Below are 14,507 nucleotides of genomic sequence, written 5' to 3'. Positions count from 1 at the left end.
CATGACGGCGCATTATTTCGATTGTCAATTGCACTGATTTCGATCTCTAATAAGTCATGACATTGTGGCAACCCGATCCCGCCCTCATCCGGCGGCCAGCCTATCAATCGCTGGCCGACCAGTTCGCGCGCGCCATCCATGATGGGCGCCTTGCCAATGGCGCACGGCTGCCGACCCATCGCCGGCTGGCCGACGATTTGAAACTGTCGGTGCAGACGGTCAGCCGCGCCTATGAGGAGCTGATCCGGCGGGGCCTGATTTCGGGCGAGATCGGTCGCGGCAGCTTCGTCCAGACGCAGCGCCGCGAGCCGGAGCCGCCCTATCTGCCCGAGCGGCTGGGCGAGGTCATCGATCTCTCGATCCTGAAGCCGGTCTGCGAGCCGATGCATCTGGAGCGGTTGAAGCAGGCATTGGGGTGGCTCGCCGAAAACCTGCCGTCGAGTTCGGCGCTATCCTTCCGGCCCAATATGGTGTTTCCGCGCCACCGCGCGGTGGCGGTCGAATGGCTGAAGCTGTGCGGGCTCGACATCTCCGCACAGAACATCAGCCTGACCAATGGCGCCACCGCCGGCATGACGGTGGCGCTGATGAGCGTCGCGCCGCCCGGCTCCACCGTCGCGACCGAGGCGATCGGTCACCACACGCTGGTGCCGCTGGCGCGCTATCTCGGCTTCAACCTCGAAGGCCTGCCGATCGACGGCAATGGCCTGATCCCCGAGGCGCTGGACGAGGCCTGCCGGCTATCCGACATTCGTGCGGTGTTCGTGCAGCCGTCGGTGATCAATCCGACGGCCACGCTGATGGATGCCGCACGGCGCGAGCAGATCGCGGCCGTTGCGCGCAAACACGACATCGCCATCATCGAGAACGATGTGCTGGGTCCCCTGGTCGAGGATCGGCCGCCGCCGGTCGCCGCCTTTGCGCCGGAGCGAACGCTCTACGTCACCTCCTTCACCAAGATCACCGTGCCTGGCCTGCGCATCGGCTATCTCGCCGCTCCCGACCGCTATGTCGCCGCCGTCGCCAACCGGCATCTGGTTTCCAACTGGATGGCGACGCCGTTGGTGGCCGAGATCGCAACCAAATGGGTGACCGACGGCACGGCGATGGAACTTGTCCGCTGGCAACGCACGGCGTTGCGGCGGCGGCAGGACATCGCCGCCGAGGTGCTGGCCGGGGTCGACTATCGCGCCAGACGCGACGGGCTGCATGTCTGGCTGCAACTGCCCGCCGATCGCGCCGAGGAGAGCTTTGTCGCCCAGGCACGGCTGCGGGGCGTGGCGATCGCGCCCGGCACCTCCTTCCGCATCTCGGACGCGCCATGGCATCCGGCGGTGCGCATCTCGCTGGGTTCGACCACCGAGGGGGAACTGCGTGCCGGTCTCGGCGTTGTCACCAAGCTGCTGCTTGGCGATCCGGAGCATCTGCTGCTCGCAATTTAGCGAGTGCGCCGTTATTCGGTGACGCCGGCCTGCGAAAGTCGGCCTCCTGCGCTTCCGGTACTCACGTACGAAAGTACGCTCCGTTCCGGTTCTCGGACGCCGCCATTCTCGGCTCGGCCTGACCCGAATCTCGGCGCACTCGGGCACCTGCTGCCCAATAATTGTGCGGAATGGGAAATATTGTCATGATATTATTTTCCCAATTGACATGATTTTGCGGGTTCCGCATCGTTAAGGGCATAGGCTTCTCCAGCACGGGGAAATTCAATTGTCCGCAACCGCGCCCATCATCAAGATCGACGCCATCTCGAAGAGCTTCGGCAGCTTCAAGGTGCTGGACGGCCTGTCGATGCAGGTCATGCCACGCGAGAAGCTGGCGCTGATCGGCCCGTCCGGCTCGGGCAAGACGACGATCCTGCGCATTCTGATGACGCTGGAGCGCATCGATGGCGGCCACATCCAGGTCGACGGCGAGCATCTCTATCACATGGAGCGCAATGGCCAGTTGCTGCTTGCCGACGAGCGCCATCTGGCCAGGATGCGCCAGAAGATCGGCATGGTCTTCCAGCTGTTCAACCTGTTTCCGCACAAGAGCGTCATCGACAATGTCACGCTGGCGCCGATGCTGACCAAGGGCATGCCGCGCGCCGCCGCTGAAAAGCGGGCGATGGAACTGCTCGAGATGGTCGGCATGGCCGACAAGGCCAAGGCGATGCCGGCGCAGCTGTCCGGCGGCCAGAAGCAGCGCGTGGCGATCGCCCGGGCGCTCGCCCTGCAGCCGAAAATCATGCTGTTCGACGAGGTGACGTCGGCGCTCGACCCCGAACTGGTCGAAGAGGTGCTCAACGTGTTGTGGCGGCTCTGCGCCGAGACCGACATGACCATGCTGCTGGTCACCCACGAGATGGGTTTTGCCCACGACTTCGCCGACCGGGTGCTGTTCTTCGATCGTGGAAAGATCGTTGAGGAGGGCAAGCCCGACGAGATTTTCCGTCATCCCAAGCAGGAGCGCACGCAAGGCTTCCTGAAGAAGATCATCGCGGCTGGACATCGCGTCTGACCGCTTTGCGGGGGCGGAAGATCGCCCCAGACAAACCAAGGCAAGAAGCCAAAACCAAGACAAGAAACAAGGAGTTGGGAACAATGAAGAAACTTGGCATTCTGGCCGGCGTCGCCGGCCTTGCACTGACGGCGGTGCTGGCCGCCTCGACCGCCGGTTCGGCCGACGACAGCAAGCTCGAACAGTTGAAGGCGCAAGGTTTCGCCCGCGTCGCCATCGCCAACGAGCCGCCCTATACGGCGGTCGCCGCCGACGGCAAGGTTTCGGGTGCCGCACCCGATGTGGCGCGTGAGATATTCAAGCGTCTTGGCGTCAACGACATCGTCGCCTCGATCTCCGAATATGGCGCCATGATCCCCGGCCTTCAGGCCGGCCGCTTCGACGTCGTCACTGCCGGCCTGTTCATGAAGCCGGAGCGATGCGCGGCGGTCGCCTATTCCGAGCCGGTGCTGTGCGACGCCGAGGCAATGCTGGTGAAGAAGGGCAATCCGAAAGGCTTCAAGAGCTACGAGGATGTCGCCAAGGACACGACGGCGACGATTGGCGCGCCCGGCGGCGGCACCGAGGAGAAGCTGGCGCTCAACGCCGGCGTGCCACGCGAACGTGTCATCGTCGTGCCGGATGGGCAGAGCGGCGTGAAGATGCTGCAGGACGGCCGCATCGACGCTTATTCGCTCCCCGTTCTGTCGATCAACGACCTGGTCAAGAAGGCCGCGGACCCGAACCTCGAAGTCATCGCGCCGGTGCAGGGCGCGCCGGTCTATTGCGACGGCGCCGCCTTCAAGAAGGGCGACGAGGCGTTGCGTGATGCCTACGATGTCGAACTGGCCAAGATGAAGAAGTCCGGCGAGTTCGCCAAAATCATCGAGCCCTACGGCTTCTCTGCGGCGGCGGCGATGTCGACGACGCGCGACAAACTCTGCGCGGCGAAGTAGGCGCCGCCCATCGCCCTCACCCCGTGAAGAACGGGAGGGGGCGCCAACGTTGGAGCTCTCCCTTCTCCCCGCCCTTTACGGGGAGAAGGTGCCGGCAGGGCGGATGAGGGGCGGCTCCGACGTTCGATGATGATCGGTAAGGAAAACTCAACTCAATGACCCAGTGGTCCGGCTATTTCGGCCTGATATTGCAGGGAGCGCTTGTCACCATCGAGCTGACGCTGATGGGGTCGGTGCTCGCTCTGATCATGGCCTTCCTCGCCGGAATGGGGCGGCTGTCGCGTTTCTTCGTGCTACGCGCGCTGGCCACCGCCTATATCGAATTCTTCCGCGGCACCTCGATCTTCGTGCAGCTGTTCTTTGCCTATTTCGTGCTGCCGCTGATTGGCCTTGAACTCACCCCGCTGCAGGCCGGCGTGCTGGCACTCGGCTTGAACGTCGGCGCCTATGCCGCCGAAGTGGTGCGCGGCGCCGTGCAGTCGATTGGCCGCGAACAGCACGAGGCCTGCATCGCGCTCAATCTCGGCCGCTGGCAAGGCATGCGCCACGTCATCCTGCCGCAGGCGTTTCTGGTGATGCTGCCGACGTTTGGCAACAATGCCATCGAACTGCTCAAGGCGACCGCCGTCGTTTCGCTGATCTCGCTCGCAGACCTGACCTTCCAGGCACAGGTGGTGCGCGCCCAGACCGGCAACACCATGGTCCCGTTCACCACCATCCTGATCATCTATTTCATCCTGGCGCTGCTCATTTCGTGGGGCGTGCGCTCGTTGGAACGCCGCATGGCGCGCGGCCTTGACGGGGTGCGCGTCTGATGGCCAACGCCCTTCTGATAAATTGGGCCTGCTGATGGAATGGGATTGGAATTTCGTCCGGGAAATCATGCCGACCCTGATCCAGGGGGTGAAGATCACCATCCTGGCGACGCTGCTCGGTTCTGTGCTGGCGGCGATTGTCGGGCTGGGCATCGCGCTGGCGCGCCGCTCGCCAAACAGGGCTTTGTCGCGCACGGTCGGCTTTCTGGCCGAATTCATCCGTGGCACGCCGCTGTTGGTGCAGCTCTATTTCATCTTCTATGTGCTGCCCGACATCGGCATCCTTTTGCCACCGCTCGTCGCCGGCGTCATCGGGCTCGGGTTGCATTACGGCACCTACACGGCGGAAGTTTACCGCGCCGGCATCGACAATGTGCCGCGTGGCCAGTGGGAGGCCGCCAAGGCGTGCAATCTCAACGCCAGCCAAACCTGGACCCACATCATCATTCCGCAGGCCATTCCGCCGATGATCCCGGCGCTGGCCAATTATTTCATCGCCATGTTCAAGGAAACGCCGCTGCTGTCGGCGATCACCGTGCTGGAGCTGATGAACCAGGCGAAAAGCGTCGCCAATACTTATTACCGCTATATCGAGCCGATCACGCTGGTCGGCGCTTTCTTCCTCGCCATCAGTCTTTGCTCGGTCGTGCTGCTGCGCTGGCTGGAACGCCGCTACGGCAAGATCGAGAGGTAGTCCGTGAAACCCTTGCCTGAGATAAAGGTCTATCCGAGACGGCCGGCGTTGGATGATCGCCCGCTGCAGCGGCGCGTCGGCCTGATCATCCTTGCCACGGACCACACGACCGAACCGGACTTTCGCCGCATGGTGGCGAGCGAGCGGATCGGCGTCTATGTCGCACGCATCCCCTACGCCAATCCGACGACACCGGAGAATCTGCGCAAGATGCAGCCGGCGCTGACGGCCGGCGCGGCGCTGATCCTGCCCGACGAGAAGCTCGATGCCATCTGCTATTCCTGTACTTCGGCCTCGGTGGTGATTGGCGATACCGAGATCGAGGCGGCGATCCAGGCCGCCAAGCCCGGCGTGGCCGTCGTCACGCCGCCAATGGCTGGCGTACGTGGGCTGAATGCATTCGGTGCGCGCAGGATCAGCATCCTCACTCCTTACACGGTCGAGACCAGCAGGCCGATGGCGGCCTATTTCGCGGCGAAAGGGTTCGAGATCGCCAGCTTCACCTGTCTCGGTTTCGAGGACGACCGCGAGATGGCGCGCATCGCCCCGCCGGCGCTTGTCGATCTCGCGCGTCAGGCGACACACGCGCAGGCTGAAGCATTGTTCGTGTCCTGCACTGCGCTGCGGGCCGCGCTCGCGGTCACCGGGATGGAACAGGCGATCGGCCGCCCGGTGGTCACCAGCAATCAAGCGACCGCGTGGAGCTGCCTGCGTCTTTGCGGCGACGAGACAGCCCACCCTGAGTTCGGTCGTCTGATGACGCTGCCGCTGCCGCGCGATTGATGATCATGGCGACAGTCACCCTTGGCGATATCCGCGCCGCGCGTGAGCACATTGCCGGCAAGGTCGAGCACACGCCAACCGCGCTATCCCCGAGTCTTTCCGAGCAACTGGGAAGCCCGATCCATCTCAAGCTCGAACACCGCCAGATCACCGGCAGCTTCAAATTGCGCGGCGCCTCGAATGCCGTCGCTTCGCTGAATGCCGAGCAGAAGGCGCGCGCCGTGGTTGCGGCCTCAACCGGCAATCACGGTCGGGCGCTGGCGCATGCGGCGAAGCTTGAAGGCATGCGCGCGGTGATCTGCATGTCGCGTCTGGTGCCAGGCAACAAGATCGACGAAATCCGCCGTCTTGGCGCGGAAATCCGCGTCGTCGGCAACAGTCAGGACGATGCCCAGCAAGAGGTGGAGCGGCTGATGGCGCAAGAGGGGCTGGTCATGCTGCCGCCCTTCGACCATCCCGCGATCATCGCCGGACAAGGCACGCTCGGCTTGGAGATGCTCGAGCAGGTCCCGGACGCCGCCCTTGTTCTGGTGCCGCTGTCCGGTGGTGGACTGGCCTCGGGCATCGCCGCCGCCGTCAAGGGCGTCAGTGCCAGAACAAAAGTCATCGGCGTCTCGATGGCGCGTGGCGCGGCGATGAAGGCCAGCCTCGATGCCGGCCGACCGATACTGGTGGAAGAATTGCCGACGCTGGCGGATTCACTCGGCGGCGGCATTGGCCTCGACAACCAGCTGACCTTCGCCATGTGCCGCGACCTGCTCGATGATGTCATCCTGCTCAGCGAGGATGAAATCGCCGCCGGCATACGCCACGCCTATGCACAGGAGCGCGAGATCGTCGAAGGCGCCGGCGCGGTCGGCATCGCGGCACTGCTCGCTGGCAAGGTCAAGGCAAACGGGCCGGTCGTCGTGCTGCTCTCGGGCCGCAACATCGATATGGGTCTGCACCGGACAATCGTCTGCGGCGAGGTGGCGACAACTTCGGAGCGCGCAGCATGAGCCGGATGACGATCCTCACCGAAGCCGAATTGCGCGAGATCGTGACGCTCGATCTCGACGCCGTCGCTTGCGTCGAAAACGCCTTCCGCGCGCTTGCCACCTTGCCGGTGGCGATGCCGCCGATCCTGCGCCTCGACATCCCCGAGCATCGCGGCGAGGTCGACGTGAAGACCGCCTATGTGCCCGGCATCGACGGCTTCGCCATCAAGATCAGTCCCGGCTTCTTCGACAACCCGAAGCTCGGCCTGCCCAGTGTCAACGGCATGATGGTGCTGCTGTCCGCCAAGACAGGGTTGGTCGAAGCGCTGCTGCTCGACAATGGCTATCTCACCGATGTTCGCACGGCGGCCGCCGGGGCGGTCGCGGCCAGGCATCTATCGCGGTCGGATTCGGCTGTCGCCACGATCTTCGGCGCCGGCGTGCAGGCCGGATTGCAGCTGGAAGCTCTCATGCTGGTGCGGCCGATCGCCGAGGCGCGTATCTGGGCGCGCGATGCCATCAAGGCCGAGGTCGCAGCCGGCGCCTTGCGCGAAAGGCTCGGCATCGTCGTGCGCGCCGAGCCCGATGCAGCAAGGGCCGTTGCCGGCGCCGACATCATCGTCACCACCACGCCCTCGACCGAGCCGCTGATCAAGGCGGGTTTCGTTTCCGCCGGTCAGCACATCACCGCGATGGGCTCGGACGCCGAGCACAAGAACGAAATCGCACCAGCCATCCTGCGCATGGCCGATCTCTATGTCGCAGACAGCGCCCGCCAGACAAGACGGCTGGGCGAGCTGCACCACGCCATCGCGGCGGGCGTCATGGCCGCCGACGAACAAGTGACCGAACTCGGCCAGATCATCGCCGGCGAACGACATGGCCGGCGTTCGGCCAGCGACATCACCGTCGCCGACCTGACCGGCACTGGTGTGCAGGACACCGCGATTGCCACGCTCGCTCGCGACGGGGCGCGCGTGACCAATTCCGGAACGATTTTCGAAAGCTGATGCTGGCCGAAAGGCCCAACAAACGAGGAAGCAAAAGAATGATGCCGAACCTGAAATTCTCGCGCGGCGAATATGCGGAGCGCCTCGCCAAGACGCGGCAAGCCATGGAGGCCAAGGGTGTCGATCTCCTGATCGTCAGCGACCCGTCCAACATGGCCTGGCTGACCGGCTATGACGGCTGGTCGTTCTATGTGCACCAGGCGGTCATCGTGCCACCATCGGGTGAGCCGGTCTGGTACGGCCGTGGCCAGGACGCCAACGGCGCCAAGCGCACCGCCTATCTCGCGCACGACAATATCGTCGGCTACGCCGACAACTATGTGCAGTCGACCGAGCGCCACCCGATGGATTATCTCTCCGGCGTGCTTGCCGATCGCGGCTGGGGCAAGCTCTCCATCGGTGTCGAGATGGACAATTACTGGTTCTCCGCCGCCGCCTTTGCATCGCTGCAAAAGCATTTGCCCAATGCCCGCTTCGTCGATGCCACCGCTCTGGTGAACTGGCAGCGCGCGGTGAAGAGCCCCACCGAAATCGACTATATGCGTAAGGCCGCCCGCATCGTCGAAGCCATGCACCAGCGCATTTTCGACAAGATCGAGGTCGGCATGCGCAAATGCGATCTGGTCGCCGAGATCTATGATGCCGGCACGCGCGGCGTCGACGGCATTGGCGGCGATTATCCGGCGATCGTGCCGCTGCTGCCGTCCGGCGCCGACGCCTCGGCGCCGCATCTGACATGGGACGACAGACCGATGAAGCGGGGCGAGGGCACTTTCTTCGAGATCGCCGGCTGCTATCACCGCTATCACTGCCCGCTGTCGCGCACCGTGTTCCTCGGCAAGCCCACGCAAGAGTTCCTCGATGCCGAGAAGGCGACGCTGGAAGGGATGGAAGCGGGCTTGGCGGCCGCGAAACCCGGCAACACCTGTGAGGACATCGCCAATGCCTTCTTCGCGGTGCTGAAGAAACATGGCATCGTCAAGGACAACCGCACCGGCTATCCGATCGGCCTGTCTTATCCGCCGGACTGGGGCGAACGCACGATGAGCCTGCGCCCCGGCGATCGTACCGAGCTCAAGCCCGGCATGACCTTCCATTTCATGACCGGCCTGTGGCTGGAGACGATGGGACTGGAGATCACCGAGTCGATCCTGATCACCGAAACCGGTGTAGAGTGCCTCGCCAATGTGCCGCGCAAGCTGGTGGTGAAGGATTGAAACCGATGTCCAGTCTCCGCCCCTCGCCGATAGCGCCGACCGTCGATTTCGACCGCGACGGTGTCCAACACGGCTTCCTGCGCCTCCCCTACAGCCGCGACGATTCGGCCTGGGGTTCGGTGATGATCCCGATCTGCGTCATCCGCAACGGCAAGGGGCCAACAGCGCTGCTGACCGGCGGCAACCATGGCGACGAGTATGAGGGGCCGCTGGCGCTCTACGAGCTCGCCCGCACGCTCGACCCGAAGCATGTCGGCGGCACGGTGATCATCGTGCCGGCGATGAACTATCCGGCCTTTCGCGCCGGCACACGCACCTCGCCGATCGACAAGGGCAACATGAACCGCAGCTTTCCCGGCCGGCCGGACGGCACGGTGACCGAGAAGATCGCCGACTATTTCCAGCGCGAATTGCTGCCGCGCTCCGACATCGCGCTCGATTTCCATTCCGGCGGCAGGACACTCGACTTCGTGCCCTTCTGCGCAGCCCATATCCGGCCGGACAAGGCGCTGGAGGCGCAGGGGTTCGCGGCTGTCGAAGCATTTTCCGCGCCCTGGTCGATGAAGATGCTGGAGATCGATGCGGTCGGCATGTTCGACACTGCCGCCGAGGAGATGGGGAAACTGTTCATCACCACAGAACTGGGCGGTGGCGGCACCTCGCGCGCGCAAACCGTGCGGATCGCGCGGCGCGGCGTGCTCAACGTGCTGCGCCATGCCGGCATCGTCGCCGGCGCGGTCGAGACGAGCCCGACGCAATGGCTCGACATGCCGTCGGGGGACTGTTTCTCGTTCGCCGAGGATGACGGCATGATCGAGACTATGGTCGATCTTGGCGAACCCGTCGAAGAAGGTATGGTGCTGGCGCGGATCCATTCCGTCGGCCGTACCGGTATTGCGCCCCAGGAAATCCGGGCAAAAATGTCGGGCCTGCTGGCGGCGCGACATTTCCCCGGCCTGGTCAAGGCCGGCGACTGCGCGGCCGTGGTGGCTGTGGAAGTCTGAACGATTCCGCAGGGGATTTCTTGCCTTGCATTCCTCGCTGAGCCCTCTGACGCGGCGGAAAGAAGCAGGATGACGAGCAGAGTCGACATTGCATGAGGATGTCACTATATAGCGGCGGCTTCGACCCGCGAGCCTGAAGGCAGCACCCCGGGGCAACTGTAAATGTGTTACGCATTGCGCCATCTATTGTGACGAAATCGGCTCGGAAACCGGAAAAAAGCAAATAGAAACAGTGGCGCAAAGCTGAGTGTGGCCCAGCCAACGGTACCAACCCTCCAGAATCAGAAAATGCTCTTGAACCCTCGATTTCCTTTGGCTCTGTGGACCTTGGATCAGATCGGCTTGCCGGTTGGCGACGACTCGGCTGGAATAGGGACATGCATCCTTTGCGGGATGCCGACGTTTATGATTACCAACCGGCTTTGCCGCCAGGGAACAGCAGTATGAGTGAACACGCGATCGAGTTCTTGCGGGGATGGATCGGCGAAAAGGTCCAGTGCCAGCCGTCCCAGGCCAGGATCGAGAAGCAGGCCGAGACACTGGCCAAGGAATGCGCTGCCAAGGCGGCGGAAGTCGGCATACCCCTGGAGGACATCCAGGAGGAAGTCGGCGATATTCAGGAACTCATAGCCTCCCGGCTCGAGGAAGCGGCCGAGGCCGACGAAAATCAGCAGGCGTCCAGCAAGGCCGCGGAATGACCGCTTAGGGGCGACCCTGTCTTGAAACGCGGGTCCATTCGGGCCGCGTTTTTGTCTCGGCTGTTCCGTTCAGCCAAACTTCTCTTTCAGCCACGTCTTCGGCAGCGCCGGGACGAAGTTACCGTCGCGCCCAGTCATGTCGTCATTGGCGACCAATGCGTTGAGGATCGCTTCCTCCACACTCTGGATCACCGCATCGAAAAACGGATCGATGTCGGTGTCCGGAACAAAATCAGCGTTGGCGATCCGGCCTGACGGTGCCAGCGCCGCGCTCGCATTGGCGGTCGAGAAGGCGAGAAAAATGTCGCCGGAACTGTGATAGCCGAAGCCGCCGGTCATGGCGACGCCGAGCGGCACGCGGCGTGCCAGCCGCTTCATCTGATGCGGCAGGAACGGCGCGTCGGTGGCAATGACGGCGATGATCGAGCCCTTTTCGGCGCGCGGCGTGCCTTCGCGGATCGCCGGTTCGGCGAGCTCGGCCCCGGCGCGCAGGCCGCGAACCGTGAAATTGTGCCGCTTGCCGAAATTCGACTGCACGAAGGCGCCGACCACATAGGCGCGGCCGTGCCATTCGACGACGCGCGATGCGGTGCCGGAACCGGCCTTGAAGCCGAAGGTGATCATGCCGGTGCCGCCGCCGACACTGCCTTCCTCGATCGGGCCGCTGGCGGCGCCGTCAAGCGCATGGGCAACGTGTTCGAACGTCAGATGGTGGCCGTTGATGTCGTTGAGGAAGCCGTCATAGGTCTCCGCCGCCACCGGCAGGCCCCAGGCGCTGTCGAGTGCCGCCGGCAGCACGCGTTGCATCCAGTGCAGCGTGCCGTCGCGTGAGACGCCGCAGGAATGCGTGTTGGTGATGGTGATCGGAAAGTTGAAAGCGCCGGTTTCCTCGACGATGTGTGAGCCGGTCAGTTCGCCATTGCCGTTCTGGCTGAAGATGCCGGCAAAGACCGGCGTGGCAAGATCGGCGCGCGGCCTGGGCAGGATCGCGGTCACGCCAGTGCGCACCGGTCCCTGGCCGACGACGAGCGCGCCATCGCCCGAAACAAGCGTCGAATAACCGACCGCGACGCCGGCCACGTCGGTGATCGCATTGAACGGCCCGGGCGTCCCATCGAAGCCGATGCCGAAGCTCCTTGCGCGCGGCTTGCCGGATGGTGCTGCCAGATGGTGCGGATTGTCGGTCATGGCCTTAGAATAGCGATCCCTGATTGCCGGGCTCCTTGACCTTGGCCGCTGGCCTGGCCACCGTTTTCGGTTTTGCCGCGCCGCTGGTCGCAACCGCATCCGCGGTGCCGTCGGCGAACTCCAGCGAAAGCGCCATCCCCGACGCCACATCGGCCGCCTGCTTGATCACGGCGCCGTCGGCGTTCTTCACCAGGGCGAAGCCACGCGCCAGCACGGCCTTGTGCGAAAGCGTGGTCAGCAGGCGATCGGCCTGGCTCAGTTGTCCGCGCAGGCGCTCCAACCGCACCGAGATCACCCGATCCTGCCGGCGCGCCAGTGCTGCCAGCGCGTCTCCTTGCAGTTTCTGGCGCCGTGCGATCGGTGCCGGCGACAGCCGCGTCGCGGTGCGCGAGAATCGCGCGCGGCGCTCGCGTACGATGGCGAAGAACGCCGCCTGCGCGCGGGCGAGGTCGCGGCCGGTCAGCGTGCGGGCTTCGTTGATGCGCCGCGACAGCGTGGCCGGCGTCAGCCTTTGGCCTTGAAGCCGTGCCCGCTTGCGGTCGACGCTGACGGACAGGGCCCGGCCGAGCCTGGATGTCGCTTCGTCGAGGCGTCGGCGCGGCAGCGCCAGCAATTGATCGGGCGAGGGCAGCGCGCGGGCGGCCGCTCGGGCCGCCTGCCGCTTGCGTTCGAAATTGCGCAAGACCGCCGCCTTGAGCCGCGCGCCAAGACTGGCAAGCGTCGCCTCGAGGTCGGCCTTCACCGGCACGGCAATTTCGGCCGCACCCGTCGGTGTCGGCGCCCGCACATCGGCGACGAGGTCGATCAGCGTCCAGTCGGTCTCGTGGCCGACGGCCGAGATCACCGGAATGCCGGAGGCGGCGACGGCGCGGGCGAGCGCCTCGTCGTTGAAGCCCCAGAGGTCTTCGAGGCTGCCGCCGCCGCGCGCCACGATCAACAGGTCCGGGCGCTGAATGGGGCCATCCCAGGCCAGTGCGTTGAAGCCGTTGACGGCGGCGGCCACTTCCGCGCCTGATGTCTCACCCTGCACGCGCACCGGCCAGACCAGGACATGCAGCGGAAAGCGGTCCTTGATCCTGTGGATGATGTCGCGGATGACGGACCCTGTCGGCGAGGTGACGACGCCGATGACGCGCGGCATGAATGGCAACAACCGCTTGCGACCGCTGTCGAACAGGCCCTCGGCCTGCAGCCGGCGCTTGCGCTCTTCCAGCAGCGCCATCAGCGCTCCGGCGCCGGCGGGCTCCAGATTGTCGATGACGATCTGGTAGTTGGACTTGCCGGGATAGGTGGTGAGCTTGCCGGTGGCGATTACCTCCATCCCCTCCTCGGGGCGGAATTTCAGCCGGCTCATCGTGCCCTTCCACACCACGGCGTCGAGCCGGGCGCGGTCGTCCTTCAGCGCGAAATAGGCGTGGCCGGAGGAATGCGGCCCGCGATAGCCGGATATCTCGCCGCGCACCCGCACATTGCCGAAGACGTCCTCGACCGTGCGCTTCAGCGCGCCGGAAATCTCGCTCACCGTGTATTCGGTGGCGTTGGTGCGTGATTCGGATGCTGCCTCGCTCATCGTCCGATTGGGCGATGGTTGGCGCCCCACGTCAAGGCGTCCGTGTCACTCCAGGCGTTCATAAGCCGGGAGACCCCGCCTACCAGCCCGGCAGGATCTGGTTCGGCTTGGCTCGCTTCATCTTGGCGAAGGCGAGCGCGGCGAAGTCGAATGTCCCGGTCTCTTCGCCCAGCGGCACGGAGATGTTGTCCAGGCTTTCCGAAATATGGCGGGCGAGCGCGTCGACGATCTCCGGCCGCGATGTCTGGCCGCGCATGATGCCGATGCGGCAATCGGGCAGGGCGCCGAAGCCGTCGGCTTCGCCCAGCACCCGCATGCCGGGCCTGAGCGCGCATTCCGGCAGCACCGAGATCGCCAGTCCCGAAAGCACCGCCGCGGTGATGACGGTTGCCGAGAAACTGGTGAACAGGATGCGATAGTCGCGGTTCTGCCTGTCGAGCACGTCGACGGCGGCGCGCCGCCAGATGCAGTTCGGCCGGCCAAAGGCCATCGGCAGTGTCTGCTGCTCGTGCGTTGCATGGTTGGCCGAGGTGACCCACAGCAGCGGCTCGCGCCGCACCACTTCCGACTGGCCGCGCGTGTCGTTGTGCGTCACCAGCGCCAGATCGAGATTGCCGCGCTTGATATGTTCGACCAGCCCCGGCGTCGGTTCGCAGATGACGGTCAGTTCGACGCGCGGATTGGAGCGCGTGAAGCGCGCCATGATCTCGGGCAGGAAACGGTCGGCATAGTCGTCGGGCGTGCCGATGCGGATCGTGCCTTCGAGCCGCTGGTCGTCGAAGGCCGCCAGCGTTTCGCGGTTGAGATAGAGCAGTCGCCGCGCGTAGGAGAGCAGCTTGTCGCCTTCCTCGGTCAGCTTGTTGGTGCGCCCATCCTTCTCGAACAGCGGCTTGCCGATCCGCTCCTCCAGCCGGCGCATCTGCATGGATACCGCCGACTGGGTCCGGTGCACCTCTTCGGCCGCCCGTGTGAAGCTGCCTGTGTCGGCAATCGAGATGAAGGTCTGCAACTGATCAAGATCGAGCGGCGCTTTCATCGGTCCAATCCATCACTAGTGTTGATGCTAAAGATTAGAAACATTCGTTGGATTAATCAATCGGGCGATGGCAAATTG

General features: G+C 64.5%; 14 protein-coding genes. 11 read left to right on the top strand and 3 right to left on the bottom strand.

Translation table 11 applies throughout. The features are described 5' to 3' along the window. Window positions 1–56: 56 nt before the first annotated feature. From NR193_RS07735 to NR193_RS07685, 11 genes are all read left to right on the top strand, one after another. A complete protein-coding gene (locus NR193_RS07735) occupies window positions 57–1,442 on the top strand; it encodes a PLP-dependent aminotransferase family protein (protein ID WP_256750268.1) in 1,386 nt (461 codons plus the stop codon). Between the two features lie 268 nt (window positions 1,443–1,710). Beyond that, the gene (gene ehuA / locus NR193_RS07730; RefSeq protein ID WP_306279971.1) at window positions 1,711–2,502 is read left to right on the top strand and encodes an ectoine/hydroxyectoine ABC transporter ATP-binding protein EhuA; all 792 of its coding nucleotides are present in this window, start codon (window positions 1,711–1,713) and stop codon (window positions 2,500–2,502) included. Between the two features lie 83 nt (window positions 2,503–2,585). After that, window positions 2,586–3,437, top strand: a complete 852-nt coding sequence (gene ehuB, locus NR193_RS07725) for an ectoine/hydroxyectoine ABC transporter substrate-binding protein EhuB (protein ID WP_256750267.1) — start codon at window positions 2,586–2,588, stop codon at window positions 3,435–3,437. Between the two features lie 155 nt (window positions 3,438–3,592). After that, entirely contained in the window at window positions 3,593–4,252 is a 660-nt protein-coding gene (ehuC, locus tag NR193_RS07720) for an ectoine/hydroxyectoine ABC transporter permease subunit EhuC (RefSeq protein ID WP_256750266.1), read from the top strand. A gap of 34 nt (window positions 4,253–4,286) precedes the next feature. Then, a complete protein-coding gene (ehuD, locus tag NR193_RS07715) occupies window positions 4,287–4,946 on the top strand; it encodes an ectoine/hydroxyectoine ABC transporter permease subunit EhuD (RefSeq protein ID WP_256750265.1) in 660 nt (219 codons plus the stop codon). A gap of 3 nt (window positions 4,947–4,949) precedes the next feature. After that, entirely contained in the window at window positions 4,950–5,729 is a 780-nt protein-coding gene (eutA, locus tag NR193_RS07710; protein WP_256750264.1) for an ectoine utilization protein EutA, read from the top strand. Between the two features lie 5 nt (window positions 5,730–5,734). Beyond that, window positions 5,735–6,727, top strand: coding sequence for a hydroxyectoine utilization dehydratase EutB (gene eutB / locus NR193_RS07705; protein WP_256750263.1), 993 nt, complete (start codon window positions 5,735–5,737; stop codon window positions 6,725–6,727). Further along, entirely contained in the window at window positions 6,724–7,716 is a 993-nt protein-coding gene (eutC, locus tag NR193_RS07700) for an ectoine utilization protein EutC (RefSeq protein WP_256750262.1), read from the top strand. The genes eutB and eutC overlap by 4 nt, the downstream gene beginning before the upstream one ends. Window positions 7,717–7,754: 38 nt before the next feature. After that, entirely contained in the window at window positions 7,755–8,933 is a 1,179-nt protein-coding gene (gene doeA / locus NR193_RS07695) for an ectoine hydrolase DoeA (protein WP_256750261.1), read from the top strand. 5 nt (window positions 8,934–8,938) lie between these two features. After that, window positions 8,939–9,937, top strand: a complete 999-nt coding sequence (gene doeB / locus NR193_RS07690; protein WP_256750260.1) for a N(2)-acetyl-L-2,4-diaminobutanoate deacetylase DoeB — start codon at window positions 8,939–8,941, stop codon at window positions 9,935–9,937. Window positions 9,938–10,380: 443 nt separating this feature from the next. Next, window positions 10,381–10,635 (top strand): DUF768 domain-containing protein, encoded by a 255-nt coding sequence (locus NR193_RS07685; RefSeq protein WP_091586006.1) that lies wholly within the window; start codon window positions 10,381–10,383, stop codon window positions 10,633–10,635. 69 nt (window positions 10,636–10,704) lie between these two features. Here the strand turns inward: NR193_RS07685 and NR193_RS07680 are convergent, their stop codons facing one another. The 3 genes from NR193_RS07680 to NR193_RS07670 form a co-directional block, all read right to left on the bottom strand. Continuing rightward, window positions 10,705–11,823, bottom strand: coding sequence for a P1 family peptidase (locus NR193_RS07680; RefSeq protein ID WP_256750258.1), 1,119 nt, complete (start codon window positions 11,821–11,823; stop codon window positions 10,705–10,707). A 4-nt stretch (window positions 11,824–11,827) separates the two neighbouring features. Beyond that, the gene (gene xseA, locus NR193_RS07675; protein ID WP_256750257.1) at window positions 11,828–13,393 is read right to left on the bottom strand and encodes an exodeoxyribonuclease VII large subunit; all 1,566 of its coding nucleotides are present in this window, start codon (window positions 13,391–13,393) and stop codon (window positions 11,828–11,830) included. A 79-nt stretch (window positions 13,394–13,472) separates the two neighbouring features. Then, window positions 13,473–14,429, bottom strand: coding sequence for a LysR substrate-binding domain-containing protein (locus NR193_RS07670; protein ID WP_091586000.1), 957 nt, complete (start codon window positions 14,427–14,429; stop codon window positions 13,473–13,475). Window positions 14,430–14,507 lie beyond the last annotated feature (78 nt).

Origin of the sequence: Mesorhizobium sp. Mes31 (genome assembly GCF_024519675.1) — a bacterium.
In the GTDB taxonomy this organism is placed as follows: Bacteria; Pseudomonadota; Alphaproteobacteria; order Rhizobiales; family Rhizobiaceae; genus Mesorhizobium.
Note: the sequence above shows the minus strand (reverse complement) of the source record. Positions and strands in the feature narration are given on the sequence as shown.

Excerpts from the sequence above, each read along its gene's own strand:
- NR193_RS07735 (WP_256750268.1), top strand. The coding sequence starts at position 57 with ATGACATTGTGGCAACCCGATCCCGCCCTCATCCGGCGGCCAGCCTAT.
- ehuB (WP_256750267.1), top strand. The coding sequence starts at position 2,586 with ATGAAGAAACTTGGCATTCTGGCCGGCGTCGCCGGCCTTGCACTGACG.
- ehuC (WP_256750266.1), top strand. The coding sequence starts at position 3,593 with ATGACCCAGTGGTCCGGCTATTTCGGCCTGATATTGCAGGGAGCGCTT.
- ehuD (WP_256750265.1), top strand. The coding sequence starts at position 4,287 with ATGGAATGGGATTGGAATTTCGTCCGGGAAATCATGCCGACCCTGATC.
- eutB (WP_256750263.1), top strand. The coding sequence starts at position 5,735 with ATGGCGACAGTCACCCTTGGCGATATCCGCGCCGCGCGTGAGCACATT.
- eutC (WP_256750262.1), top strand. The coding sequence starts at position 6,724 with ATGAGCCGGATGACGATCCTCACCGAAGCCGAATTGCGCGAGATCGTG.
- doeA (WP_256750261.1), top strand. The coding sequence starts at position 7,755 with ATGATGCCGAACCTGAAATTCTCGCGCGGCGAATATGCGGAGCGCCTC.
- doeB (WP_256750260.1), top strand. The coding sequence starts at position 8,939 with ATGTCCAGTCTCCGCCCCTCGCCGATAGCGCCGACCGTCGATTTCGAC.
- NR193_RS07685 (WP_091586006.1), top strand. The coding sequence starts at position 10,381 with ATGAGTGAACACGCGATCGAGTTCTTGCGGGGATGGATCGGCGAAAAG.
- NR193_RS07680 (WP_256750258.1), bottom strand. The coding sequence starts at position 11,823 with ATGACCGACAATCCGCACCATCTGGCAGCACCATCCGGCAAGCCGCGC.
- xseA (WP_256750257.1), bottom strand. The coding sequence starts at position 13,393 with ATGAGCGAGGCAGCATCCGAATCACGCACCAACGCCACCGAATACACG.
- NR193_RS07670 (WP_091586000.1), bottom strand. The coding sequence starts at position 14,429 with ATGAAAGCGCCGCTCGATCTTGATCAGTTGCAGACCTTCATCTCGATT.